This is a genomic window from Streptomyces fradiae, from assembly GCF_041270065.1.
GTDB lineage: Bacteria > Actinomycetota > Actinomycetes > Streptomycetales > Streptomycetaceae > Streptomyces.
On sequence record NZ_CP065958.1, the window covers coordinates 4,875,747 to 4,899,895 of the forward strand.

20 protein-coding genes are annotated in these 24,149 nt (G+C 74.0%); 13 read left to right on the forward strand and 7 right to left on the reverse strand.

Going from position 1 to position 24,149, the window contains the following annotated elements:
• Positions 1-172: 172 nt before the first annotated feature.
• A complete protein-coding gene (locus JAO84_RS22485) occupies positions 173-1,546 on the reverse strand; it encodes an SWIM zinc finger family protein (protein ID WP_370414470.1) in 1,374 nt (457 codons plus the stop codon).
• A 139-nt stretch (positions 1,547-1,685) separates the two neighbouring features.
• Between JAO84_RS22485 and JAO84_RS22490 the strand changes: the two genes are divergently transcribed.
• The 5 genes from JAO84_RS22490 to sucD all read left to right on the forward strand — a co-directional run bounded on the left by JAO84_RS22490 (position 1,686) and on the right by sucD (position 8,922).
• Positions 1,686-2,873 (forward strand): AAA family ATPase, encoded by a 1,188-nt coding sequence (locus JAO84_RS22490; RefSeq protein ID WP_370414471.1) that lies wholly within the window; start codon positions 1,686-1,688, stop codon positions 2,871-2,873.
• Complete coding sequence (locus tag JAO84_RS22495) at positions 2,870-5,227, forward strand: DUF5682 family protein (protein ID WP_370414472.1); 2,358 nt, start codon at positions 2,870-2,872, stop codon at positions 5,225-5,227. The genes JAO84_RS22490 and JAO84_RS22495 overlap by 4 nt, the downstream gene beginning before the upstream one ends.
• The gene (locus JAO84_RS22500; RefSeq protein WP_370414473.1) at positions 5,224-6,408 is read left to right on the forward strand and encodes a VWA domain-containing protein; all 1,185 of its coding nucleotides are present in this window, start codon (positions 5,224-5,226) and stop codon (positions 6,406-6,408) included. The genes JAO84_RS22495 and JAO84_RS22500 overlap by 4 nt, the downstream gene beginning before the upstream one ends.
• A 431-nt stretch (positions 6,409-6,839) precedes the next feature.
• Positions 6,840-8,018, forward strand: coding sequence for an ADP-forming succinate--CoA ligase subunit beta (gene sucC, locus JAO84_RS22505; protein ID WP_265867563.1), 1,179 nt, complete (start codon positions 6,840-6,842; stop codon positions 8,016-8,018).
• 19 nt (positions 8,019-8,037) lie between these two features.
• The gene (gene sucD / locus JAO84_RS22510; RefSeq protein ID WP_265867565.1) at positions 8,038-8,922 is read left to right on the forward strand and encodes a succinate--CoA ligase subunit alpha; all 885 of its coding nucleotides are present in this window, start codon (positions 8,038-8,040) and stop codon (positions 8,920-8,922) included.
• Positions 8,923-8,995: 73 nt separating this feature from the next.
• Here the strand turns inward: sucD and JAO84_RS22515 are convergent, their stop codons facing one another.
• A complete protein-coding gene (locus JAO84_RS22515) occupies positions 8,996-10,369 on the reverse strand; it encodes a helix-turn-helix domain-containing protein (RefSeq protein ID WP_370414474.1) in 1,374 nt (457 codons plus the stop codon).
• Between the two features lie 111 nt (positions 10,370-10,480).
• Between JAO84_RS22515 and JAO84_RS22520 the strand changes: the two genes are divergently transcribed.
• The gene (locus JAO84_RS22520) at positions 10,481-12,064 is read left to right on the forward strand and encodes a DUF6350 family protein (protein WP_370414475.1); all 1,584 of its coding nucleotides are present in this window, start codon (positions 10,481-10,483) and stop codon (positions 12,062-12,064) included.
• Here JAO84_RS22520 and JAO84_RS22525 read toward each other — a convergent pair whose 3' ends face one another.
• Positions 12,065-12,754: a hypothetical protein gene (locus JAO84_RS22525; RefSeq protein ID WP_370414476.1), complete on the reverse strand. Its 690-nt coding sequence runs from the start codon at positions 12,752-12,754 to the stop codon at positions 12,065-12,067. It abuts the gene before it with no gap.
• Positions 12,755-13,019: 265 nt separating this feature from the next.
• Here JAO84_RS22525 and purN point away from each other — a divergent pair, with 265 nt between their 5' ends.
• The 3 genes from purN to JAO84_RS22540 all read left to right on the forward strand — a co-directional run bounded on the left by purN (position 13,020) and on the right by JAO84_RS22540 (position 16,795).
• Complete coding sequence (gene purN / locus JAO84_RS22530) at positions 13,020-13,649, forward strand: phosphoribosylglycinamide formyltransferase (protein WP_265867629.1); 630 nt, start codon at positions 13,020-13,022, stop codon at positions 13,647-13,649.
• Entirely contained in the window at positions 13,633-15,198 is a 1,566-nt protein-coding gene (gene purH, locus JAO84_RS22535) for a bifunctional phosphoribosylaminoimidazolecarboxamide formyltransferase/IMP cyclohydrolase (RefSeq protein ID WP_370414477.1), read from the forward strand. Before purN ends, purH begins: the two co-directional genes overlap by 17 nt.
• Positions 15,199-15,292: 94 nt before the next feature.
• A complete protein-coding gene (locus JAO84_RS22540; protein WP_370414478.1) occupies positions 15,293-16,795 on the forward strand; it encodes a DUF2079 domain-containing protein in 1,503 nt (500 codons plus the stop codon).
• 89 nt (positions 16,796-16,884) lie between these two features.
• Here JAO84_RS22540 and JAO84_RS22545 read toward each other — a convergent pair whose 3' ends face one another.
• Entirely contained in the window at positions 16,885-17,508 is a 624-nt protein-coding gene (locus JAO84_RS22545) for a hypothetical protein (protein WP_370414479.1), read from the reverse strand.
• 240 nt (positions 17,509-17,748) lie between these two features.
• Here JAO84_RS22545 and JAO84_RS22550 point away from each other — a divergent pair, with 240 nt between their 5' ends.
• The 3 genes from JAO84_RS22550 (at position 17,749) to JAO84_RS22560 (ending at position 20,462) form a co-directional block, all read left to right on the forward strand.
• Positions 17,749-18,609 (forward strand): bifunctional methylenetetrahydrofolate dehydrogenase/methenyltetrahydrofolate cyclohydrolase, encoded by an 861-nt coding sequence (locus JAO84_RS22550; RefSeq protein WP_370414480.1) that lies wholly within the window; start codon positions 17,749-17,751, stop codon positions 18,607-18,609.
• A 2-nt stretch (positions 18,610-18,611) separates the two neighbouring features.
• The gene (locus JAO84_RS22555; RefSeq protein ID WP_370414481.1) at positions 18,612-19,139 is read left to right on the forward strand and encodes a DUF3017 domain-containing protein; all 528 of its coding nucleotides are present in this window, start codon (positions 18,612-18,614) and stop codon (positions 19,137-19,139) included.
• A gap of 333 nt (positions 19,140-19,472) precedes the next feature.
• Positions 19,473-20,462: a malate dehydrogenase gene (locus tag JAO84_RS22560; RefSeq protein ID WP_370414482.1), complete on the forward strand. Its 990-nt coding sequence runs from the start codon at positions 19,473-19,475 to the stop codon at positions 20,460-20,462.
• A gap of 72 nt (positions 20,463-20,534) precedes the next feature.
• On the opposite strand, the gene JAO84_RS22565 is transcribed toward JAO84_RS22560, so the two are convergent.
• Both JAO84_RS22565 and JAO84_RS22570 read right to left on the reverse strand, forming a co-directional pair.
• The gene (locus tag JAO84_RS22565) at positions 20,535-21,269 is read right to left on the reverse strand and encodes an isocitrate lyase/phosphoenolpyruvate mutase family protein (protein WP_370414483.1); all 735 of its coding nucleotides are present in this window, start codon (positions 21,267-21,269) and stop codon (positions 20,535-20,537) included.
• A complete protein-coding gene (locus JAO84_RS22570; RefSeq protein ID WP_370414484.1) occupies positions 21,266-21,790 on the reverse strand; it encodes a carboxymuconolactone decarboxylase family protein in 525 nt (174 codons plus the stop codon). Before JAO84_RS22570 ends, JAO84_RS22565 begins: the two co-directional genes overlap by 4 nt.
• Before the next feature lie 47 nt (positions 21,791-21,837).
• On the opposite strand from JAO84_RS22570, the gene JAO84_RS22575 reads away from it, so the two are divergent.
• Positions 21,838-23,277: a PLP-dependent aminotransferase family protein gene (locus JAO84_RS22575; protein WP_370414485.1), complete on the forward strand. Its 1,440-nt coding sequence runs from the start codon at positions 21,838-21,840 to the stop codon at positions 23,275-23,277.
• Here JAO84_RS22575 and JAO84_RS22580 read toward each other — a convergent pair.
• Positions 23,274-24,104, reverse strand: coding sequence for a dienelactone hydrolase family protein (locus JAO84_RS22580; RefSeq protein ID WP_370414486.1), 831 nt, complete (start codon positions 24,102-24,104; stop codon positions 23,274-23,276). The two genes, JAO84_RS22575 and JAO84_RS22580, sit on opposite strands and share 4 nt — an antisense overlap.
• Positions 24,105-24,149 lie beyond the last annotated feature (45 nt).

Consider the following 24,149-nt stretch of genomic DNA (forward strand, 5'->3'; position numbering starts at 1 on the left):
GCGCCGCAGGAGCGCGACCCGGCGGATTCGGCCTCCGCTCCGGCCGGGACAGGAGAAGCGGTGCTGTCCCCGCTGAGCCACGACTTCGTACCCGGGCGGGATACGGAACCTCCCGGCCGGCTCCGCGAGCGCGGCGCTGTCCGCCCCGGCGCGGGGCTGCATGAGGCACGGCCTACACCAGCGGCACCGTCTCCCCGGGCGCGTCCGGGGACCAGGCGGCGAGCGGGGTGAAGCCCTGGTGGCCTATCTCGCCGAACACGCGGAGCGGGGTGCCGCCCGAGAGGGCGACCAGGCGCCAGAGGCCGGGCTGTTGCTGGGCTGACCGGGTCAGCGGTATCGCCTCGCGCTCCGGGGTTGCGCCCGGGGCGGTCCCGTACGGCTCCGAGTCGGCGAGCTGCCAGCCGTACTCCGCGCGGGCCGGGACCACGTCGGTGAGGGTGACCGGCCAGGCGTCCAGCCACGGGTCCTCGCGCAGCGCGCGTCCGTAGGTGTCGAGGGCGGCGCCCACGGGGGTGCCCTCCGGGGGTGGGCCGGCGGGGGCGGGCGGGGCGAACTGCTCCACCAGTTCGGCGCGGAGTCCGCCGCCGGACGTGTGGGGGCGCAGCTCCGCGTCCAGGACGGCGCCGACGGGCAGGGCCAGTTGGGGCGCGCGGCCGGCCGCGCCGAAGGAGAGCAGCAGGGCCGTACGTCCGCTGCCGCGGCCGTGCAGCCAGATGCGACGGGTCGTCAGTCGGCTGTTTGCCGTGTCGTACTGGGCGAGCACCAGCCAGCGGTCCCGCAGCGGCGGGCCCTCCGGCGGGGCCGACAGGCCGACCCGGCTGCGGACGGTCGCGGCCAGCGGGCCGGGCAGCCGGTCCGCGGACAGCCAGGCCCGGTCGAGGAGATGGGTCAGCGCGCACTCCTCCAGGAGCCGCACCGGCCAGCCCGGCACGGAGCCCGGTATTGCACCCAACTCCCGGACCCGACCCGCGAGTCCGGGCGCCTGCGCGTCGACCATGCGGGCCGCCGTCTCCTCCCACAGCCCGTACCCCGCCTGCTCCGCCGAGGCGAGCCCGCCGCTCAGCAGGTCGGCGAGCCGCTGCTCCAACTCCTGGGCGCCCGCGGTGATCCGGGCCGCCCGGCGCTCCGCCCGGCGGCGCGCGGCCTCCGGGTCGGCGGGGCCCGCGTCCGGAGCGGTCCGTGCCGCCTCCGCCCGCGCGCGCCGGCCCGCGAGCCAGGTCTCCGCCCAGTCGGGCGCCTCGCCGGCCGCCGGCACCGCCGCCCCGTCCGGGTCCCCCGCCCACAGCAACAGCAGCCCGAGCCCGTGCTTGCACGGGAACTTCCGGCTCGGGCAACTGCACGAGTACGCCGGGCCCGTGGTGTCCACCACCGTCCGGTACGGCGTGCTTCCGCTGCCCCTGCACAGGCCCCAGACGGCCCGGCCGTCGAAGCCCGCGCCGGACCACGGCCCGGGCGTGCCCAGCTTGCTTCCCGCTCTGCGCGACGCGTCGTCAGGAGCCAGTGCCAGCACCTGGTCCGCCGTCCAGCGCACCCCCTGCTCAGTCATGCGAACGACCGTACGGGCCACCACTGACAACCGCCTCGCGCACGGCTCCCACCTGCGGTTTCCCCCGGTCGGGGCCGATTGTCAGTGGCATGGTGCACCGTGGATTTCACAGCAGGTCGAACGATCTGGAGGGGGACCCATGACCCTGCCCGAAACCACCACGACCACCGCCGCGTCCACTCCGGCGGACAGCGGGAACGACTGCGGGAACGACTGCGGGAACGACAGCGGGATCGGCAGCGCGAAGGACCGCGTGCTGCGGCCGCACGCCGAGGACGCCTTCGCCCACGAACTCGCCGCGCTCGCCGCCCAGGACGACCGGACCCGGCCCGCCCGCTGGAAGCTCTCGCCCTGGGCCGTCGCCACCTATCTCCTCGGCGGCACGCTGCCCGACGGCACGGTGATCACACCGAAGTACGTCGGCCCGCGCCGCATCGTCGAGGTCGCCGTCACCACGCTCGCCACCGACCGCGCCCTGCTCCTCCTCGGCGTCCCCGGCACCGCCAAGACCTGGGTGTCCGAGCACCTGGCCGCCGCCGTCAGCGGCGACTCCACCCTGCTCGTCCAGGGCACCGCGGGCACGCCCGAGGAGGCCGTCCGCTACGGCTGGAACTACGCGCAGCTGCTCGCCCACGGCCCCAGCCGCGACGCCCTCGTGCCCAGCCCGGTCATGCGCGCCATGGACCGGGGCATGACCGCCCGCGTCGAGGAGCTCACCCGCATCCCCGCCGACGTGCAGGACACCCTCATCACCATCCTGTCCGAGAAGACCCTGCCGATCCCCGAACTGGGCGAAGAGGTCCAGGCGGTCGGCGGGTTCAACCTCATCGCCACCGCCAACGACCGCGACCGCGGTGTCAACGAGCTGTCCAGCGCGCTGCGGCGCCGCTTCAACACCGTCGTGCTGCCGCTGCCGGCCACCCCGGACGCCGAGGTGGACATCGTGTCCCGTCGGGTCGACCAGATCGGGCGCTCGCTCGACCTGCCCGCCGTGCCGGACGGCGTGGACGAGATCCGCCGGGTCGTCACCGTCTTCCGCGAGCTGCGCGACGGCGTCACCACCGACGGGCGCACCAAGGTCAAGTCGCCCTCCGGGACGCTGTCCACGGCCGAGGCGATCTCCGTCGTCACCGGCGGCCTCGCCCTCGCCGCCCACTTCGGCGACGGCGTGCTGCGCTCGGCCGACGTCGCCGCGGGGCTGCTCGGCGCGGTGGTCCGTGACCCGGCGGCCGACCGGGTCGTCTGGCAGGAGTACCTGGAGACGGTGGTCCGGGAAAGAGACGGATGGAAGGACTTCTACCGCGCCTGCCGCGAGGTGAGCGCATGACCCGCCTGACGGGCGGCGCCGTGCCCGCCCCGGCCGCCGGGCCGGGAGCGGCGGGCCGCCCCGGACCCGCCGCCGGCCCTGCGCCCGCCGCCGGCCCCCTCGTGCTCGGCGTTCGACACCACGGGCCCGGGTCCGCGCGGGCCGTGCTGGCCGCGCTCGATGCCGGACGGCCCAAGGCCGTTCTCATCGAGGGGCCGCCCGAGGCCGACGGGCTGGTCGGGCTTGCCGCCGAGGAGGGGATGCGGCCTCCGGTCGCGCTGCTGGCGCATGCCGTCGACGACCCGGGGCGGGCCGCGTTCTGGCCGATGGCCGAGTTCTCGCCCGAGTGGGCCGCGATCCGCTGGGCCCTGGCGCACGGCGCGGAGGTCCGGTTCATCGACCTGCCCGCCGTGCACACCCTGGCCGCCTCCGATCCCACCTGGGACGACAGTGAGGAGTACGCGTCCGAGGACGCGGGGGCCGGGCTGCGCGTCGACCCCGTCGCCGAGCTCGCCCGCACCGCCGGGCACGACGACGCGGAGCGCTGGTGGGAGGACGTCGTCGAACTGCGCGGCGCCACCGACCCGTTCGCGCCCTTCGAGGCTCTCGCCGAGGCGATGGGCGCCCTGCGCGAGGCGTACGGGCACGGCGGCCACCCGCGCGACCTGGTGCGCGAGGCGCACATGCGGATCCGGCTGCGCGCCGCGCAGAAGGAGTTCGGCGACGACGTCGCCGTCGTCTGCGGCGCCTGGCACGTGCCCGCACTGCGCCGCCGCGGCACCGTCACCGCAGACCGCGCCCTGCTCAAGGGCCTGCCCAAGGTGAAGGCCGAACTGACCTGGGTGCCCTGGACCCACCGCCGGCTCGCCCGCCGCTCCGGATACGGCGCGGGCATCGAGGCCCCCGGCTGGTACGCGCATCTGTTCACCGCCCCCGACCGGCCCGTCGAGCGCTGGATGACCAAGGTCGCGGGCCTGCTCAGGGCCGAGGACCTGCCCGTCTCCTCCGCCCATGTCATCGAGGCCGTACGGCTCGCCGACACCCTCGCCGCGCTGCGCGGCCGGCCGCTCGCCGGGCTCGGCGAGACCACCGACGCGATCCGCGCCGTCATGGGCGACGGCTCCGACGCCGCCCTCGACCTGGTCCGCGACCGGCTCGTCGTCGGCGACGTCCTCGGCACCGTCCCGGCCGCCGCGCCCGCCGTCCCGCTCCAGCGCGACCTCGAACGGCTCCAGCGCTCGCTGCGCCTCAAGCCGGAGGCCCAGGAGCGCGAACTCGACCTCGACCTGCGCAAGGACAACGACGCGGCCCGCAGCCGGCTGCTGCACCGGCTCCGGCTGCTCGGCGTCACCTGGGGCGACCCCGTCGCCGGCCGCGGCTCCACCGGCACCTTCCGGGAGAGCTGGCGGCTGCGCTGGGAGCCCGAACTCCACGTCCAGATCGCCGAGGCGGGCGTCTGGGGCACCACCGTCGAGGCCGCCGCCACCGCCTGGGCCGAGTCCCAGGCGGCCGCCGCCGACGACCTCGCCGCCATCACCTCGCTCGCCGAGCGCTGTCTGCTCGCCGGCCTCACCGACGCCCTGCCCGCCGTCCTCCACGCGCTCGCCGACCGCGCCGCCCTCGACACCGACGTCGCCCACCTCGCCCAGGCCCTCCCGGCCCTGGCCCGCGCCCTGCGCTACGGCGACGTCCGTGCCACCGACACCACCGCCCTCCGCGAGGTCGCCGCCGGCCTCGCCGAACGCATCTGCGTCGGCCTGCCGCCCGCCTGCGCGGCCCTCGACGCGGACGCCGCCGCGGAGATGCGCGAACGCCTCGACGGCGTCCACACGGCGATCGCGCTCCTCACCGACCGGGGCGATCTCGCCGACCGCTGGGCCGGGGTGCTGCGGCGGCTGGCCGGGCGGGAGCGGGTGCCCGGGGTGCTGCGGGGGAGAGCCGTGCGGCTGCTGCTCGACGAGGGGCGGTTCGCGGTGGACGAGGCGGCCCGGCTGATGGGGCTCGCCCTGTCACCCGGGGCTCCGCCCGCCGATGCCGCGGGCTGGGTCGAGGGGTTCGTCGGCGGGGCCTCCGGGGGCGGGCTGCTGCTCGTGCACGACGAGCGGCTGCTCGGCCTGGTCGACGACTGGCTCGGCGGCGTGAGCGCCGACGCGTTCACCGACGTACTGCCGCTGCTGCGGCGCACCTTCGCCGCGTACGAGCCGGGGGTCCGGCGCACCCTCGGCGAGCTCGTCGCCCGCGGCCCGGCCGGCCCCGGCGGCCCCGCCGCGGCCGCGGCCGCCACCCCCGGCTTCGCGCCCGAACCCGACGAGCGCCGGGCCGACGCCGTACTGCCCCTGCTCCACCTCATCCTCGGTACGGAGGTCCCCGCATGACGACCACGCGCCTGACGACTACGCCCACGGACGACGAGCGGCTGCGCCGCTGGCGCCTCGTCCTCGGCGGGGGCGAGGCCGACGGCACCGGGCGGGCGCTCACCGGAACCGACGCCGCCATGGACGGGGCGCTGACCGCGCTCTACGGCAACGGCGGCAACGGCGGCAAGGGTGGCAAGAGCGACAAGGGGGCGCGCGGCGGCGGGCTCGGCGGGTCCGCGCCCTCCGTGGCGCGCTGGCTCGGGGACATCCGCACGTACTTCCCCAGCTCCGTCGTGCAGGTCATGCAGCGCGACGCCATCGAGCGGCTCGGGCTGGCCACGCTGCTCCTGGAACCGGAGATGCTGGCGGCCGTCGAGCCGGACGTGCACCTCGTCGGGACACTGCTCTCGCTCAACAAGGCGATGCCCGAGACCACCAAGGAGACCGCCCGCGCCGTGGTCCGCAAGGTCGTCGAGGACCTGGAGAAGCGGCTCGCCGCCCGCACCCGGGCCACCCTCACCGGCGCGCTGGACCGCTCGGCCCGGATCAGCCGGCCGCGGCACCGGGACATCGACTGGGACCGCACCATCCGCGCCAACCTCAAGAACTACCTGCCCGAGCACGGCACGGTCGTCCCCGAGCGGCTCGTCGGACACGGGCGGGCGTCCCAGGCGGTCAAGAAGGAGGTGGTGCTCTGCATCGACCAGTCCGGCTCCATGGCCGCCTCCGTCGTCTACGCCTCCGTCTTCGGTGCCGTCCTCGCCTCCATGCGCTCCCTCGCCACCCGGCTCGTCGTCTTCGACACCGCTGTCGTCGACCTCACCGAGCAGCTCGACGACCCGGTCGACGTGCTCTTCGGCACCCAGCTCGGCGGCGGCACCGACATCAACCGGGCGCTCGCCTACTGCCAGTCCAGGATCACCCGCCCCGCCGACACCGTCGTCGTCCTCATCAGCGATCTGTACGAGGGCGGCATCCGCGACGAGATGCTGAAGCGGGTCGCGGCGATGAAGGCCTCCGGGGTGCAGTTCGTGACCCTGCTCGCGCTCTCCGACGAGGGCGCGCCCGCCTACGACCGGGACCATGCCGCGGCGCTCGCCGCGCTCGGCGCCCCCGCCTTCGCCTGCACCCCCGACCTCTTCCCCGAGATCATGGCCGCCGCCCTGGAGAAGCGCCCGCTCCCGATACCCGAGGCGTGAGGCCCGACGACTGACGGGGCCCGGCCGGCGAGGACCGGCCCGGGTGCGGAATCCGTCGCCGCCGGCCACCCGGACGGGCGCCGCCGGCGCGACTGAGGTCCATATCACAGTCGCACCCCACCCGCCCTCACTCCGCGCACCGGCGAGCCGTGAGCGGGTCAATCCCCGCCCCCCGCCTGCCACAAGGGCCCACCGGGCCCGGGGCCCCACCGCTCCGGTCCGCCCCGTCGCGCCTACGTTCTGTGACCCGTATCACCGCTCTCCTGTGATCTGCGATTTAGGGACCCACGGCCCACGGGGATAACCTGCGAGACGGACATGCCGCGTCCACGGACACCGTGTACGCCTCCCTAGTGACAGCGCAGTCACGTTGCCCTCCGCGGCACGCCCACGCAGACAACGAACCGCGATCATCTAGAAAAGGGACGCGCGTGGACCTGTTCGAGTACCAGGCGAGGGACCTCTTCGCCAAGCACGGTGTACCGGTGCTGGCCGGTGAAGTCATCGACACGCCTGAGGCGGCGCGCGAGGCCACCGAGCGGCTTGGCGGCAAGTCGGTCGTCAAGGCGCAGGTGAAGGTCGGCGGCCGCGGCAAGGCCGGCGGCGTCAAGCTCGCCGCCACCCCGGACGAGGCCGTCGCCCGCGCGACGGACATCCTGGGCATGGACATCAAGGGCCACACGGTCCACAAGGTGATGATCGCGGAGACCGCTCCGGAGATCGTCGAGGAGTACTACGTCTCGTACCTCCTCGACCGCACCAACCGCACCTTCCTCGCCATGGCCTCCGTGGCCGGTGGCATGGACATCGAGGAGGTCGCCGCGACGACCCCCGAGAAGCTCGCGAAGGTGCCGGTCGACTCCAACAAGGGCGTCGACATCGTCAAGGCCCGCGAGATCGTCGCCCAGGCGCAGTTCCCGGCCGAGGTCGCCGAGAAGGTCGCCGAGGTCCTCGTGACCCTGTGGAAGACCTTCGTCGCCGAGGACGCGCTCCTCGTCGAGGTCAACCCGCTGGCCAAGGTCGCCTCCGGCGACATCCTGGCCCTCGACGGCAAGGTGTCCCTCGACGAGAACGCCGACTTCCGTCAGCCCGAGCACGAGGCGCTCGAGGACAAGGCCGCAGCCAACCCGCTCGAGGCTGCTGCCAAGGCCAAGGGCCTCAACTACGTCAAGCTCGACGGCGAGGTCGGCATCATCGGCAACGGCGCCGGCCTGGTCATGTCGACCCTGGACGTCGTCGCGTACGCCGGTGAGAACCACGGCGGCGTGAAGCCGGCCAACTTCCTCGACATCGGCGGCGGCGCCTCCGCCGAGGTCATGGCGAACGGCCTGGAGATCATCCTCGGCGACCCGGACGTCAAGTCCGTGTTCGTCAACGTCTTCGGCGGCATCACCGCCTGTGACGAGGTCGCCAACGGCATCGTGCAGGCCCTGGAGCTGCTCGCCTCGAAGGGCGAGGAAGTCACCAAGCCGCTGGTCGTGCGCCTTGACGGCAACAACGCGGAGCTGGGTCGCAAGATCCTGTCGGACGCCAACCACCCGCTCGTGCAGCGCGTGGACACCATGGACGGCGCGGCCGACAAGGCCGCCGAGCTCGCGGCTGCGAAGTAAGGGACGAGGACACACAGCCATGGCTATCTTCCTCAACAAGGACAGCAAGGTCATCGTCCAGGGCATGACCGGTGCCACGGGCATGAAGCACACCAAGCTCATGCTGGGTGACGGCACCAACATCGTCGGCGGCGTGAACCCGCGCAAGGCGGGCACCAAGGTCGACTTCGACGGCACCGAGATCCCGGTCTTCGGCACCGTCGCCGAGGCCATGAAGGAGACCGGCGCCAACGTCTCGGTCCTCTTCGTGCCGCCGGCCTTCGCCAAGGCCGCCGTGGTCGAGGCGATCGACGCCGAGATCCCGCTCGCCGTGGTCATCACCGAGGGCATCGCGGTGCACGACTCCGCCGCGTTCTACGCGTACGCCGTGGAGAAGGGCAACAAGACCCGCCTCATCGGCCCGAACTGCCCCGGTCTCATCACCCCGGGCCAGTCGAACGCCGGCATCATCCCGGGCGACATCACCAAGCCGGGCCGCATCGGCCTGGTCTCGAAGTCCGGCACGCTGACGTACCAGATGATGTACGAGCTCCGTGACATCGGCTTCTCCTCCGCCGTCGGCATCGGTGGCGACCCGGTCATCGGCACCACGCACATCGACGCCCTCGCGGCGTTCGAGGCGGACCCCGACACCGACCTGATCGTCATGATCGGCGAGATCGGCGGCGACGCCGAGGAGCGTGCGGCCGACTTCATCAAGGCCAACGTCACCAAGCCGGTCGTCGGCTACGTCGCGGGCTTCACCGCGCCCGAGGGCAAGACCATGGGCCACGCCGGCGCCATCGTCTCCGGCTCCTCCGGCACCGCCGCGGCGAAGAAGGAGGCCCTTGAGGCCGCCGGTGTGAAGGTCGGCAAGACCCCGACCGAGACCGCCAAGCTGGCGCGCGCCATCCTCGCGGGCTGATCGCGGCACCACGCATCAGTGGGCCCCGCCCCGACCGGTTCACGGTCGGGGCGGGGCCCACTCGCATACGCGCTTACTCTGCTGCCGGGACCAGGCGTTCCGGGCCCGGGTTCGGGGCCGTACGCAGCATCTCGCGCAGCTCCTTGTCCTCCGGGCGCAGCTTCTGCGGGCCGCCGCGGACCGGGACGCCTTCGACGACCTCGCCCGGCGCGTTCACCGGGATGTACTGGGTCGGCGCGGTCGCCGCGGTGAGGGCCGTGACGGCGATCAGCGCCGCCGTCACCCCCACCACCGCCCGGGTCAGCAGCCGCGAGCGACGCTCGCTGCCGGTCCGCACCGCCCGCGCGGCGGGCAGGGTGGCCGTCGGCGCCTCCGCGACGAGCGCGCCGAGCCGCCGCTGCAGCGCCTCGGGTTCGGCGAGGTCGGGGATCTTCTGTCCGATGACCGTACGGGCGTGCAGCAGCCGGTTCCCGGCGGCCGGGGTGCTCGCCTCGGTCTCGGCGGCGGTCTCCGGCAGGTCCAGGCCCAGCCCGTCGTACAGCAGCACGGTCCGGCGGTACGGGGCGGGCAGATCGAGCAGCGCGCCGAGCAGCGCCCGCCGCGCGGCCTCGGTCGGCGGTGAGTCCGGGTGCCGGTGGCGGCGCCGGAAGCGGTGCCAGGGCGAGAGCGCGTACTCGTACGCCGTCGCCCGCACCCAGCCCACCGGGTCGCCGTCCATGGCCACCTCGGGCCAGTGCTGCCAGGCGTGGTGGAAGGCGTACTCGACCGACTCGCGGGAGAGCCGGCGGCGCCCGGTGAGCAGATAGGTCTGGTGGACCAGGCCGGGGGCGGCGTGGTCGTAGAGGGCGTCGAAGGCCTCCTCCGGCGTGGGGCCGGGGAAGGTGGTGGCCGCCGGGGCGGGCGCGGGCGTGACGGGCTCCGATGCCGCGGGCTCCGGCGCGGGGGCCGGAGCAGGGGCCGGAGTCTCCGACGCGGGCGCCTCCTCCTCCGCCACCGGTGCCGGTTTCAGCCGCTCCTGGGCCCGCTCCTGGGCCCGCTCCTCGGCAGGCTCCTCGGCGGCTTCGGCCGTTCGGGTGACGGGCCGGGGCGTCGGCTTCGGGGCCGCCGGCCTCTGGGCCGCGGGCTTCGCCGGACCCGGCGCCGCCGGGGACTTCGGCGGGCGCGCGGCGCCCTTGGCGGCCGGGCGGGGCCGGGTGGCCGCGGGGGACGGCCGGGCGGGCTTCTCCGTACGGGGCGCGGCGGGCTCCTCGTAGACGCCGAGCAGCTTCGCGTACGCCTCCCGCTTACGGCCCCGCGGGGAGCTGCGGCCGGTCTCCCAGGCGCGGACGGTGGCCCGGGTGACGCCCAGGGCCTCCGCGACCTGGTCCTCGCTGAGGGAGAGCGACTCCCGCAGCCGGCGCCGCTCCTTGGGGGAGGGGAGCTGGACGGAGGGGCTCGTCGGACTCATCGGCGTCGACCTCCCACAGCGCGACTCCGGACGGAAATGCACATAAACGTATCTTGAGCGACACAACGGCCATTCGCCTGTTACGAGGGCAAACAGCGTGTCGCTGGCAGCATGAGCCCTGTGACGCACCTGACCGTCGAGCAGCGCCCCGCACTGGCGCCCGCCGCCCTGGCCACCGCCTTCGTGCGCGGCGGAGTGGCGGCGGGCCTCGGCCTCGGCGCGGTCGCCGTGCTCGTGACCGCCGCCTGGATCGCCTCGCCGTTCCCCGACAGCGGCCCCGCCGGAGCCCTGCACACGGCCGCCGGGCTGTGGCTGCTCGCGCACGGCGCCGATCTGATCCGCACCGACACCGTCTCCGGCGTGCCCGCCCCGCTCGGCGTCACCCCGCTGCTGCTCACCGCCCTGCCGCTGTGGCTGGCGCACCGGGCGGCCCGCGACACCCTGGACCCCGACCCCGACCCCGACTCGGACTCGGACTCGGACCCGGACTCGAACCCGGGCGCGGGCCGCCTCCGGCCCTCGCCGGTCGGCGCCGTCGCGGCCGTCACCGCGGGATATCTGCTGGTCGTGGCGGCCGTCGTGGTCTACACGGAGGCCGGGACGCTGCCCGCGGACCTGGTAGCCACGGGCGTCTGGACGCCGGTCACCGTCTTCGCGGCGGCCGCCGCGGGCGCCTGGACCGCGCACGGCCGGCCGCTGCCGGACCGGGCGCAGTACGCGGTCGCCCTGCGCGCCGCGGTACCGGCCCTGGCCGTGCTCGGCGCGGGCGGCGCGCTGCTCTTCGGGGCCTCGCTGTTCTGGCACGTCGGCGACGCGCAGACGTCCTTCGACGGGCTCGCGGGGGAGTGGTCGGGCCGGGCCTCGGTCGCGCTCCTCGCCTGCGCGCTGCTGCCGAACGCCGCCCTCTGGGGTCTCGCGTACGGACTCGGCCCCGGCTTCTCGCTCGGTACGGGCGCCCTGGTCACCCCGCTCGGCTTCACCGGCACCCCGGCCGCCCCCGACTTCCCGCTGCTCGCGGCGCTGCCCGGCGCGGGCCCGGGCCGGTGGCTGCACTGGGCCGCGCTCGCGGTCCCGGTGGTGGCGGCGCTCGTCGCCGGGCACCGGGTGGGCCGGGCGGCGCGCGCCTGGACGGCGCAGGACACGGCGCTGACGGCGCTGGGCGCGGCCTGGGTGTCCGGGGCGGCCGTCGCCGTCCTCACCGCGCTCGCCGGCGGCCCGCTGGGCTCGGGCCGGCTGGCCGTCTTCGGACCGGTGTGGTGGCAGACCGGTGCGGCGGCGGTGCTGTGGTGCGGGGCGGTCGGCGTGCCGACGGCGTTCGCGGTACGGGCCTGGGGCCGCCGCGCCGAACGCCGCGCCGCGACCCCCGCCGCCCCGCAGGTCCCGGCGCCCGGCCAGGGCCCCGTCCCCGTACCGGAGGCGGAGCCCGTACCGCCCAAGTCCGTACTGCCGCAGCCCGCTCCGGAGACGGCCGGCGCCCTGGCCCGGCTCGACGCGCTGGAGGAGCTGGACGACGGGGTGGACGAGGACTACGGCTTCCTGCCCGCCGCCTGGGAACCCGCGGCGGAACCCGTGCCGGATCCTTCACCGAAACCGAAACCGGAACCGAAACCGGAACCGGAACCGAAACCGAAACCGGATCCCGAGCAGGCCGCCCCACCGGCCCCGGCCCCGGCCCCGGCCCCCGACGGCGACTGACTACTCGTGCACGCCCAGCGTGTCCTGCAGCGGCTTCGGGAGCAGGTCGTTGCAGGCCAGCTGGCTCTGCTTGGTCAGGGCGTCGGCCCGGCACTCGTAGAAGTCGCGGTAGACGAAGTGCACGAGGAAGCCGCTGCCGACGATCATCAGGGCGAGCGCGGAGGCCACCAGTCCGCTGATCGCCGCGGTCTGCTTCGCGCGGTTCGCGGTGGCCGCCGCGGCGACGCGCTCGGCGGACGGCGGACCTTCCGGGGCCTTCGCGCGGGCCCGCAGGGAGCTGATCGCCCAGTAGACGCCGAGCGCGCCGAGCAGCAGCGCCAGCTCCTGGATGAAGAAGGAGAAGAAGAAGGCCCACATGCCCGCGAGCACCGCGTACCGCGCGCGCCGCTGCGCCGGGTCCGTCGGGTCCCAGCGCAGCCCGGGGCCCTGGCCGCCGTCCGGCCCGCCGCCGGGGCCGCCGCCCTGGCCGCCGCCGCCCGAGGAGCGCTCGGGGCGGCCGCCGAAGCCGTCGGAGGAACGGCCCGGCTGACTGCTGCTCCAGCCCGGACCTCCGGCCGAACCCCCGGTCTGACCTCCGGCCGAGCCCTGGTCGGAGCCCTCCGGGAGTCTTGGCTGCCACGGCTGGTCCGGCTGCCCCTCCGGCGGCGGGGCGAACGGGTTGCTGTCGTTCGTGGACTGGCGATCCGGCATGTGCTGGACGTCTTCCCTCTGTCTGTGTGCGCGGGTGTGGCGTGCAGGTGCGCGTGCGGCTGTGGCGTGCGGCCCGGTCGTGATGTGACGCGGTGTCGCATGTCGTCGGACCCTGACGCTACCCCCCGGTCACGCCCCCGTCCCGTGGGGGTTGTCCGGAGTGCCGGTATCGTTGCTGACGGTCGGGCCCTTCGTAGGGTTCCCCGTATCGAGGGATGCGATTCGTTCGTACGACCGCACAAACACCACGGAAAGAGTGACCGCAGTGGCTGCCGCCCGCCTCGTCGTCCTGGTCTCCGGCTCCGGCACGAACCTCCAGGCCCTGCTGGACGCGATCGCCGCCGACCCCGAGGGCCCCGAGGGCTACGGTGCCGAGATCGTCGCCGTCGGCGCGGACCGCGACGCGATCGCCGGCCTGGAGCGCGCCGAGCGCGCCGGGATCCCCACCTTCGTGTGCCGGGTCAAGGACCACGCGAGCCGCGAGGAGTGGGACCGGGCGCTGACCGAGGCCACCGCCGCGTACGAGCCGGACCTGGTCGTCTCGGCCGGTTTCATGAAGATCGTCGGCAAGGAGTTCCTCGCCCGCTTCGGCGGCCGGGTCGTCAACACCCACCCGGCACTTCTCCCCAGTTTTCCCGGCGCGCACGGCGTGCGCGACGCCCTCGCCTACGGCGCGAAGGTCACCGGATGCACCGTCCACTTCGTCGACGACGGCGTCGACACCGGCCCGATCATCGCCCAGGGCGTGGTCGAGGTGCGGGACGAGGACGATGAGGCCGCGCTCCACGAGCGCATCAAGGAAGTCGAGCGATCGCTGCTCGTCGAGGTCGTGGGGCGGCTCGCCCGCAACGGCTACAGCATTGAGGGACGAAAGGTTCATGTCGGTGAGCACTGACGTTGTTAAGCCCATCCGCCGAGCGCTGGTCAGCGTCTACGACAAGACGGGGCTCGAGGAGCTCGCCCGTGGGCTGCACGAGGCCGGCGTCGAGCTGGTCTCCACCGGCTCCACCGCGTCGAAGATCGCCGCGGCCGGCGTCCCGGTCACCAAGGTCGAGGAGCTGACCGGCTTCCCCGAGTGCCTGGACGGCCGCGTCAAGACGCTGCACCCGCGCGTGCACGCCGGCATCCTCGCCGACCTGCGCCTGGAGTCGCACCGCGCGCAGCTCGCCGAGCTCGGCGTGGAGCCCTTCGACCTGGTCGTGGTGAACCTCTACCCGTTCCGCGAGACCGTCGCCTCCGGCGCCACGCCGGACGAGTGCGTCGAGCAGATCGACATCGGCGGCCCGTCGATGGTCCGCGCCGCCGCCAAGAACCACCCGTCGGTCGCCATCGTCACCAGCCCCGAGCGGTACGCGGACGTCCTCGGCGCCGTCCGTTCCGGCGGCTTCGACCTGAAGGCCCGCAAGCGGCTCGCCGCCGAGGCCTTCCAGCACACCGCCGCGTACGACGTGGCCGTCGCCTCCTGGTTCGCCGACGACTACGCCGCCGCCGACGACAGCGGCTTCCCGGACTTCCTGGGCGCCACGTACGAGCGGAACAACGTGCTGCGCTACGGCGAGAACCCGCACCAGGGCGCCGCGCTCTACGTCGACGGCACGGGCGGCCTCGCCCAGGCCGAGCAGCTGCACGGCAAGGAGATGTCGTACAACAACTACACGGACACCGACGCCGCGCGCCGGGCCGCGTACGACCACACAGAGCCGTGCGTCGCGATCATCAAGCACGCCAACCCGTGCGGCATCGCGATCGGCGCGGACGTCGCCGAGGCGCACCGCAAGGCGCACGCCTGCGACCCGCTGTCCGCGTTCGGCGGCGTCATCGCCGTCAACCGCCCGGTCTCCGTCGCCATGGCCGAGCAGGTCGCCGAGATCTTCACCGAGGTCATCGTGGCCCCCGGCTACGAGGACGGCGCGGTCGAGGTCCTCGCCAAGAAGAAGAACATCCGCGTGCTGCGCGCCGAGGGCGCCCCGGCCAACCCGGTCGAGGTCAAGCCGATCGACGGCGGCGCGCTCCTCCAGGTCACCGACCGCCTGCAGGCGGAGGGCGACGACCCGGCGAACTGGACCCTGGCCACCGGCGAGGCCCTCTCGGCCGACGAGCTCGCCGAGCTCGCCTTCGCCTGGAAGGCCTGCCGTGCGGTCAAGTCCAACGCGATCCTGCTCGCCAAGGACGGCGCCTCGGTCGGCGTCGGCATGGGCCAGGTCAACCGCGTCGACTCCGCGAAGCTCGCCGTCGAGCGGGCCGGCGAGGAGCGCGCCCGCGGCTCGTACGCCGCCTCGGACGCCTTCTTCCCCTTCCCGGACGGCCTGGAGATCCTGACCGCCGCCGGCGTGAAGGCGGTCGTGCAGCCGGGCGGCTCGGTCCGCGACGAGCTGGTGGTCGAGGCCGCGAAGAAGGCCGGCGTGACGATGTACTTCACGGGTACGCGCCACTTCTTCCACTGACGGTCACCCGGCGGTGGACGGGCCGGGGGCCGGGGCGCAGCGCCCCGGCCCCCGGCCCGTCCGCGATTCCGCCGCTCGCGGGACCTCTGTTCTAATGAATTGCTCTTTTCGTCGGCGGTCGGTCCCTGGGGGCACGGTGTTGGATCTGCAGAACGGTTCCACGGCGGAGCCCTCCGCGCCCGAGGCCGACGGCGGGCCCGCGGACGGGTCGCCCGGCGGTCTCGCGCCCGCACCCGTCCGCCCGTACGCGATCGTCGCCGCCGTGTTCGGCGCGCTGTACTTCCTCTACTCCTGGGTGCAGTACGAACACTTCCGCACGCCCTCCTGGGACCTCGGGATCTTCGAGCAGTCCGTCAGGGCGTACGCCGAGCTGCGCGCCCCGATCGTCGACATCAAGGGCCCCGGCTTCCTCATACTCGGGGACCACTTCAGTCCCGTGACGGCGCTCCTCGCGCCGCTCTACTGGGTGTGGTCCTCCCCGCTCGCGCTGCTCTTCGCGCAGGCCGCGCTGTTCGCCGCCTCCGCCGCCGTGGTCGGCCGCACCGCCCAGCAGGTGCTCGGCAGCCGGGCCGCCGGAATCGCCCTCACCGTGGCGTACGGGCTGTCATGGGGCCTCCAGGAGGCCGTCAAGTCCGACTTCCACGAGATCGCCTTCGCCGTCCCGCTGCTCGCCCTGACCTGCCGGGCGCTGCTCCTCGGCCGCTGGACCGCCGCCGTCGCCTGGTCCCTGCCGCTGGTCCTGGTCAAGGAGGACATGGGCCTGACGGTCGCCATGGTCGGCGCGGTGCTGTTCCTGAAGGGGCAGCGGCGGCTCGGCGCCGCCCTCGCCGCCTTCGGCACGGCCTTCTTCGCGCTCACCGTGCTCGTGCTCATCCCGGCCGCCAGCCGGGTCGGCCAGTACGACTACTGGGCCAAGATCGAGAAGGGCGGCGACGGCAGCCAGGTCTCGTTCGCCGACTCGCTCCTCGGCGCGTTCCAGCACGGCGAGAAGTGGGAGATGCTCCTCTTCCTCGTCGGCGTCACCGGCTTCCTGTGCCTGCGCTCCCCGCTGATGCTGCTGGTGCTGCCCACCCTCGGCTGGCGGTTCCTCTCGCACGACTCCAACCACTGGGGCATGTTCTGGCACTACAACGCCATCCTGATGCCGGTGGTGTTCCTCGCCCTGGTCGACGCGGTCCGCGCGGTGCGCACCTCGCCGCGGCCCTGGCTCGTCGCGTACGGGCGGGTGGCGGTGCCCGTCGTCACGGCGATCGCGCTCGTGCACGCCCTCGACATGCCGCTGCGCGAGCTGACCCGCCCCGACACCTACCGCACGGACTCCCGCACCCTCGACGCGCGGCGCGCGGTCGCGGCGGTGCCGGCGGGCGCGAGCGTCGAGACGAACGTGACGCTCATGGCCCACCTCACCGGGAACCACACCGTCTACTGGGTCGGCGGCGCGCAGGGCGTCCACCCCGACTACCTCGCCCTCGACCTCTCCTCCGGCTGGTCCCAGCCGGTCACCGACCCGGTCGCGCTGGCCGCCCAGCTGCACCCGGAGGCGCGGTACGCGGTGACGGCGATGGCGGGGCAGTTCGCGGTGCTCAAGCGGCAGTGAGGCCGCGGTCGGTTGCGGCGGTGCGTACGCGAAGGGGCCCCGGTTCCGGACGGAACGGGGGCCCCTTCGCGTACGCCGCGAGACCGGGATCAGAAGCGCGGGCGCTTGAACCAGGCCGCAGCGTCGCCCTTCGCGAAGAAGACGATGACCAGGATGCCGAGCACGAGGCTGACCAGCGCGAAGACGTTGGCGCCGAGGAGGCTGATCAGGCTGCCCAGGGTCACGAGCGAGCCGTAGACGATGCCGCCGACGCGGACGCCGTTGCCGCCGGTCGCCGTCTTGACGGCCGTCATGATCGCCCAGACGCCGAAGGCGACGGCGATGATGCCGACGACGACGAAGACGCCGGTGAGGGCGGCCGAGGCGCCCTCGGTGTTGCTGAACTCACTGCTGCTCTTCGACATCTCGTCGACGAACGCGCTGCCGCCCACCGCGGCGGCGATGCCGCCGAGGACCTGGAGCACGCCCAGGATCCACAGCATCACGCGGGCCGCCTTCACGCCGCCCGGCATCTCCGCCGGTGCGCCCGGGTACCCGCCGCCGTACGGCGACACCGGCGGGGCCGCCGGGTAGCCGTAGCCCTGCTGCGGCGGGACGCCCTGCGGGGCCTGCTGGGGGTAGCCGTAACCGGGCTGGCCCTGCGGGGGCTGGCCGTATCCGGGCTGGCCCTGCGGCTGCTGGCCGTAGGGGTTGTTCGGGTCGCCGAAGCTCATCGGGGGTTCCTCCGTTGGTTCCTGTGCAGGGACGTGCGTCGCGGCCCTGCGCGGAGGAGGTGTCATGCGTGTCTCACGACGTATGAGCGGTGTTGCCCCCCGGCACTGCTCGCGGCACTGCGCAGATCATCGTCGTCAAAACGGCGACTGCTTGTCCAGTCGATACGCAGTGCGGTTGTGCAAGTGCAACCTCTGCTTCCGAATTGGAATCCGGCGGGGCCCATCCGGGAAGATGTCCGCATGAGCGCCCAGATTCTCGATGGCAAGGCCACCGCAGCCGCGATCAAGTCCGATCTGACCGTCCGTGTGGCGGCTCTCAAGGAGCGGGGCGTCACGCCCGGCCTCGGCACCGTCCTGGTCGGCGACGACCCGGGCAGCCAGAAGTACGTCGCCGGCAAGCACCGCGACTGCGCGCAGGTCGGCATCGCCTCCATCCAGCGCGAACTCCCCGGCACCGCCACGCAGGAGGAGATCGAGGCGGTCGTGCGCGAGCTCAACGAGGACCCGGCCTGCACCGGTTACATCGTGCAGCTGCCGCTCCCCAAGGGCATCGACGAGAACCGCATCCTGGAGCTCATGGACCCGGCGAAGGACGCCGACGGCCTGCACCCGATGAACCTCGGCCGGCTCGTCCTCAACGAGCCCGCCCCGCTGCCCTGCACCCCCAACGGCGTCATCACGCTGCTGCGCCGGCACGGCGTGGAGATCAACGGCGCGGAGGTCGTGGTCGTGGGCCGGGGCGTGACCATCGGGCGCCCCATGCCGCTGCTGCTGACCCGCCGCTCCGAGAACGCCACCGTGACCCAGTGCCACACCGGCACCAAGGACCTCGCGGCGCACCTGCGGCGCGCCGACATCATCGTCGCGGCGGCCGGTGTCGGGCATCTGATCAAGCCGGAGGACGTGAAGCCGGGCGCGGCCGTGCTCGACGTCGGCGTCTCGCGCGACGCCGACGGCAAGATCGTCGGCGACGTCCACCCGGGCGTGACCGAGGTGGCCGGCTGGATCTCCCCGAACCCGGGCGGCGTCGGCCCGATGACCCGCGCCCAGCTGCTCGTCAACGTCGTCGAGGCCGCCGAGCGCGCGGCCGGGGTCCGCTGACCATGTCTTCCTCCGACGCGGAGGTGCCGCGGACCTCGGAGGAGCCGGACGCCGGTGCGGACCCCGGTGCCGGTGCGGGTGTGGGTGCGGCCGAGGGGGCCCCGGCTGCCGATGGGGCCGAGGCCGTACGCCCGCGCCGCCACCCCCGGGCCACGCTCACGACCACGACCGCCCGCCCCGAGGGCGGCGGCCGGGCGGCGCCGGGCGACGCGTCGGCGCCCGCGCGCCAGTGGCCGCTGCTCACCGTGCTCGGCCTGTCCGCGCTCGGGCTGCTGATCGTGGGCACCGACCTGTTCCCGCAGGCCTTCCGGGTCGGCACCCTGCTGGTCGGGGCGGCGCTCCTGACCGGTGCGGTGCTGCGCCGCGTACTGCCCTCGGTCGGCATGCTGGCGGTGCGCTCCCGCTTCACCGACATGATCACGTACGGGGTGATGGGCGGCCTGATCGTGCTGCTCGCCCTGATGGTGCAGCCGGAGCCCTGGCTGCGGATCCCGTTCCTGGAGGACATCCTCCATCTGACGGTGAGCTGAGGCCTGCCTCGCAGAGAAGTGACGGCGCCCGTCCTCTCCCCCGTGGGAGGACGGGCGCCGCTGCGTTCCAGGGTCATGTACGTGCCAATGCCCGATCAAGGTCCGCCGGACCGTTGTGGCACGGAGGTGACGGAAGTGACGATTCCGGTACGTGGCTCGTTATGCATACGTGTGGGGTGAGCCGCACCACAAGGGGGTGGGGGTGCGCACCGCCCCGGGTCCGATAGCCTGACCGCTGGATATCTCTTCACGTCGAGACATCGATCGATCAAGGGGAGACATCCAGCATCAGGGGCAGGGACCCCCACCGCCAGCTGTCTTACGGAGATCGCCATGACCCGCACTCCCGTGAATGTCACCGTGACCGGCGCGGCCGGCCAGATCGGCTACGCGCTGCTCTTCCGCATCGCCTCCGGCCACCTGCTCGGCGCGGACGTGCCGGTCAAGCTGCGCCTCCTCGAGATCCCGCAGGGCGTGAAGGCCGCCGAGGGCACCGCCATGGAGCTCGACGACTGCGCCTTCCCGCTGCTCAAGGGCATCGACATCTTCGACGACCCGAACAAGGGCTTCGAGGGCGCCAACATCGGCCTGCTTGTCGGCGCGCGTCCGCGCGGTCCGGGCATGGAGCGCGGCGACCTGCTCGCCGCCAACGGCGGCATCTTCAAGCCGCAGGGCGAGGCCATCGCCGCCCACGCCGCGGACGACATCAAGGTCCTGGTCGTCGGCAACCCGGCCAACACCAACGCCCTGATCGCCCAGTCGGCCGCCAAGGGCGTCCCGGCCGAGCGCTTCACCGCGATGACCCGCCTGGACCACAACCGCGCCCTGACGCAGCTGGCCCAGAAGACCGGCTCCTCGGTCACGGACATCAAGCGCCTCACCATCTGGGGCAACCACTCCGCGACCCAGTACCCGGACATCTTCAACGCGGAGATCGCCGGCAAGAACGCCGCCGAGGTCGTCGGCGACCAGGCGTGGCTGGCCGACACCTTCATCCCGACCGTCGCCAAGCGCGGCGCCGCGATCATCGACGCCCGTGGCGCGTCCTCCGCGGCCTCCGCCGCGAACGCCGCCATCGACCACGTCTACACCTGGGTCAACGGCACCGCCGAAGGCGACTGGACCTCCATGGGCGTCCCGTCCGACGGCTCCTACGGCGTCCCGGAGGGCCTCATCTCCTCCTTCCCGGTCACCTGCAAGGACGGCAAGTACGAGATCGTCCAGGGCCTGGAGATCAACGAGTTCTCCCGCGCCCGCATCGACGCCTCGGTCAACGAGCTCTCCGAGGAGCGCGACGCTGTTCGCGAGCTCGGCCTCATCTGAGTCTGACCGCTTTCCTCAGCGCCCCCGGCCGGATTCTCCGGCCGGGGGCGCTGTGTTGTGTCCGGGGCCGGGCTATGCGCCGCGCAACTCCTCGGCCAGAGCGCGGACATGGTCGAGCGTACGGAGCAACAGGCCCGGGCCGAAGGTGATGCGGGTCGCGCCCAGGCGGCCGAGCTCCGCGAACGGCGGGCTGTCCGGGCGGGCCAGGAAGTTGAGGGGCAGGTCCGCGCCGAGACCAGAACGCAGGGCCGGCAGGTCGGCGACCGGGGCGGCGATCGGGTACACGCAGTCGGCGCCCGCCGCCGCGTACCGCAGGGACCGGGCCACGGCCGCGGTCGCGGGGGCGGGGACGTCGCGCAGGTAGACGTCGACGCGGGCGTTGACGAAGAGCGCGTCCCCGGCCTCCGCCCGTACCGCCGCCAGCAGGTCGGCGTGCTCATGGGCGTCCCTCAGACCGCCCCGGCCGTCGGAGTCCTCCAGGTTCACTCCGGCCGCGCCGGTCTCCAGGACCCGTTCGACGAGCTCCTTCGGCGCGAGCCCGTAACCGCCCTCCACGTCCGCGGTCACCGGGACGGACACCGCCCGGACGATCCGCGCGACCTGGGCGAACATCTCGTCGGCGGGCGTGCTCCCGTCCTCGTACCCCAGCGAGCGGGCGATCCCGGCGCTGGGCGTGGCGAGGGCCGGGAAGCCGGCCGCCTCGAAGGCGACGGCGCTCGCCGCGTCCCACGGGCCGGGCAGCACCAGCGGATCGCCGGCCGCCCGGCCGAGGTGCAGCGCGCGGAGCGCGAGGGCCGGACCGCTCACTTCTTGTACGCCCCGGGGGTGTAGTGGCCCGGGACCATCCGGGTGGTCACGGCGATCCGGTTCCAGGAGTTGATCGTCACGATCGCGCCGATGACGTGCGCGAGCTCGGTCTCCTCGAAGTGGCGGGCCGCCTCCGCGTACACCTCGTCCGGCACGAAGCCGTCGGTGAGGACGGTGACCGCCTCCGTCAGGGCAAGGGCGGCGAGCTCCCGCTCCGTGTAGAAGTGCTTCGACTCGCGCCAGGCCGCCAGCTGCACGATCCGCTGGACGCTCTCGCCCGCCGCCAGCGCGTCCTTGGTGTGCATGTCCAGGCAGAAGGCGCAGTTGTTGATCTGCGAGGCGCGGATCTTGATCAGCTCGTAGAGCTTCGGCTCGACGTGCTTGGACGCGGCGATCTCCAGGCCGATCATGGCCTTGTAGAACTCGGGGTGGCGCTCGGCGAAGGCCTGCCGGGCCGGGTGCTCGGGAACGTATGCCGTCGTGGCGGCCTGTGCGGTGTCCTGCGTCGTGGTGGTGGTCATGCCGACCACCGTACGGACCGGGTGGTGCCCAGGTATGGTCCATTCCCATGGTGAATGACTGGGCCACTTTCGGCGCCGACCTGCACCTCGAACCGTACGGGCAGGGGGAGGGCCTGCGCGAGGGCCTGATGAACGCGCTCCGCGACGCCGTGCGCAGCGGGCGCCTCGCCGCCGGGACCCGGCTGCCCTCCTCGCGCTCCCTCGCCGCCGACCTGGGCGTGGCCCGCAACACCGTCGCCGACGCCTACGCCGAGCTCGTCGCCGAGGGCTGGCTCACCGCCCGGCAGGGCTCCGGCACCCGCGTGGCCCAGCGCTCCGTACCCCGCCGCCAGGCCCCGCGGGCCGCCCCCGCCGTCGCCCCGCACAGCCGCTCCGTCACCGCGCTGCCCGCCGGGAAGCCCACGTACAACCTGCGCCCCGGCACCCCCGACCTCGCCTCCTTCCCCCGCGCCGACTGGCTCAAGGCCGCCCGCAAGGCGCTCATGGCCGCGCCCGACGAGGCCTTCGGTTACGGCGACCCGCGCGGCCGCATCGAACTGCGCACCGTGCTCGCCGAATACCTCGCGCGGGCCCGCGGCGTGTACGCGCGGCCCGAACGGATCGTGCTCTGCTCGGGGTTCGTGCACGGCCTGATGCTGATGGGGCAGGTGCTGCGGGCCCGCGGGGTGCGGGAGGTGGCCGTCGAGTCGTACGGCCTCGACGTCCACTGGGACCTGCTCGCCGGCGCCGGGCTGCGGATGCCGGCCCTGCCGTTCGACGAACGCGGCACCCGCACCGAGGAGTTGGGGGCGCAGGAGCGGGGTGCGATCGGGGCGGTCCTGCTGACGCCCGCCCACCAGTTCCCGACCGGCGGCGCCCTCCGGCCCGACCGGCGCGCGGCGGCCGTCGACTGGGCGCGGGCGGCCGGCGGGCTGCTCCTGGAGGACGACTACGACGGCGAGTTCCGCTACGACCGGCAGCCGGTGGGCGCCTTGCAGGGGCTCGACCCGGACCGGGTCGTCTACCTCGGCACCGCGAGCAAGTCCCTCGCGCCGGGCCTGCGGATCGCCTGGATGGTGCTGCCCGAACAGCTCGTCGACGAGGTCGTCGCGACGAAGGGCACCGTCGACTGGGTGTCCAGCGCGACCGACCAGCTCACCTTCGCGGAGTTCCTCGCCTCCGGCGCGTACGACCGGCACGTACGGGCCATGCGGCTGCGCTACCGGCGCCGCCGCGACCAGCTCGTCGCGGCGGTCGCCGCCGCCTCGCCCGAGACCCGGATCAGCGGCATCGCGGCCGGACTGCACGCGGTCCTCGAACTCCCCGAGGGCACCGAGGAGTCGGTGCTGCGCGCCGCCGCCTTCCAGGGCCTGGCCCTGCTCGGCATCAACCGCTTCCGCCACCCCACCGTCCCGCGCACCCGCGACGCCCTGGTCGTCGGCTACGGCACCCCCTCGGACAGCGCCTGGTCGGGCGCGCTCGAGGCGCTCTGCCGGGTGCTGCCCTAGGGCCTGTCCGGCCGTGTCTGGCGAGGCAGCAGCCGGGCGGTGAGGAAGGCGAGGATCTCGTCGCGGGCGCGGAGGGTCGGATGCCCGGCCTCGTCGACGAGGTGCGCCGTGACGACGCTGTGCGGGGAGCCGACGACCTCGGCGAAGAAGGGCGGCGGGGCGGGGTTCGCGGCGCTGTCCGGCAGGACCCGGCCGTCGAACGCGTCGCCGAGGAGCGCGCGGTACGCAGCGAAGCGCTGCCCCGTGCACCAGCGGTCGCCCTCGAAGCGGTAGGCGAGGACGGTGAGCCCGTCGCGGGTCAGCCGGTCACGGACGGCCCGCGCGTCGGCCGGGTCCAGCTCGATCCCGGCGGGGTCGTCGAGGGGGAGGGAGGGATGGTTGACGACGGGCGCGACGACGGCCGGCTCCAGGGCCATGGTGAGCGCGAAGTTGCCGGTGAAGCAGAGCCCGATCGCGCCCACGCCGGGCCCGCCGCACTCCGCGTGCGCCTGGCGCGCAAGGCCGCGCAGCCACCGGGTGACGGGGCTGGTGCCGCCGCCGGCGAACGCGCGGAACTCCGCGCTGACGCAGGCCCGGCGGACCACCTCCTGACCGCCGTCGGCCGTAGGGAACGCGCCGTCGGTGCCGAACAGGGACGGCACGTACACGGTCAGGCCCGCGTCCCGCACCCAGCGGGCGAGCCGCAGCACGTCGGGGCTGATGCCCGGCATCTCGGGCAGCACGACGACGGCGGGCCCGGCGCCGGCGACGTACACGTGCTTGGTCACGCCGTGGACGGTGACGCGGCGGCGGTCGAAGTCCTCGATGGGATCGTCGTCTCTGGTCATGGGCGTCAGCGTGACGGGCCGTGAGGTGTCCCGTTGAGGGGCCGG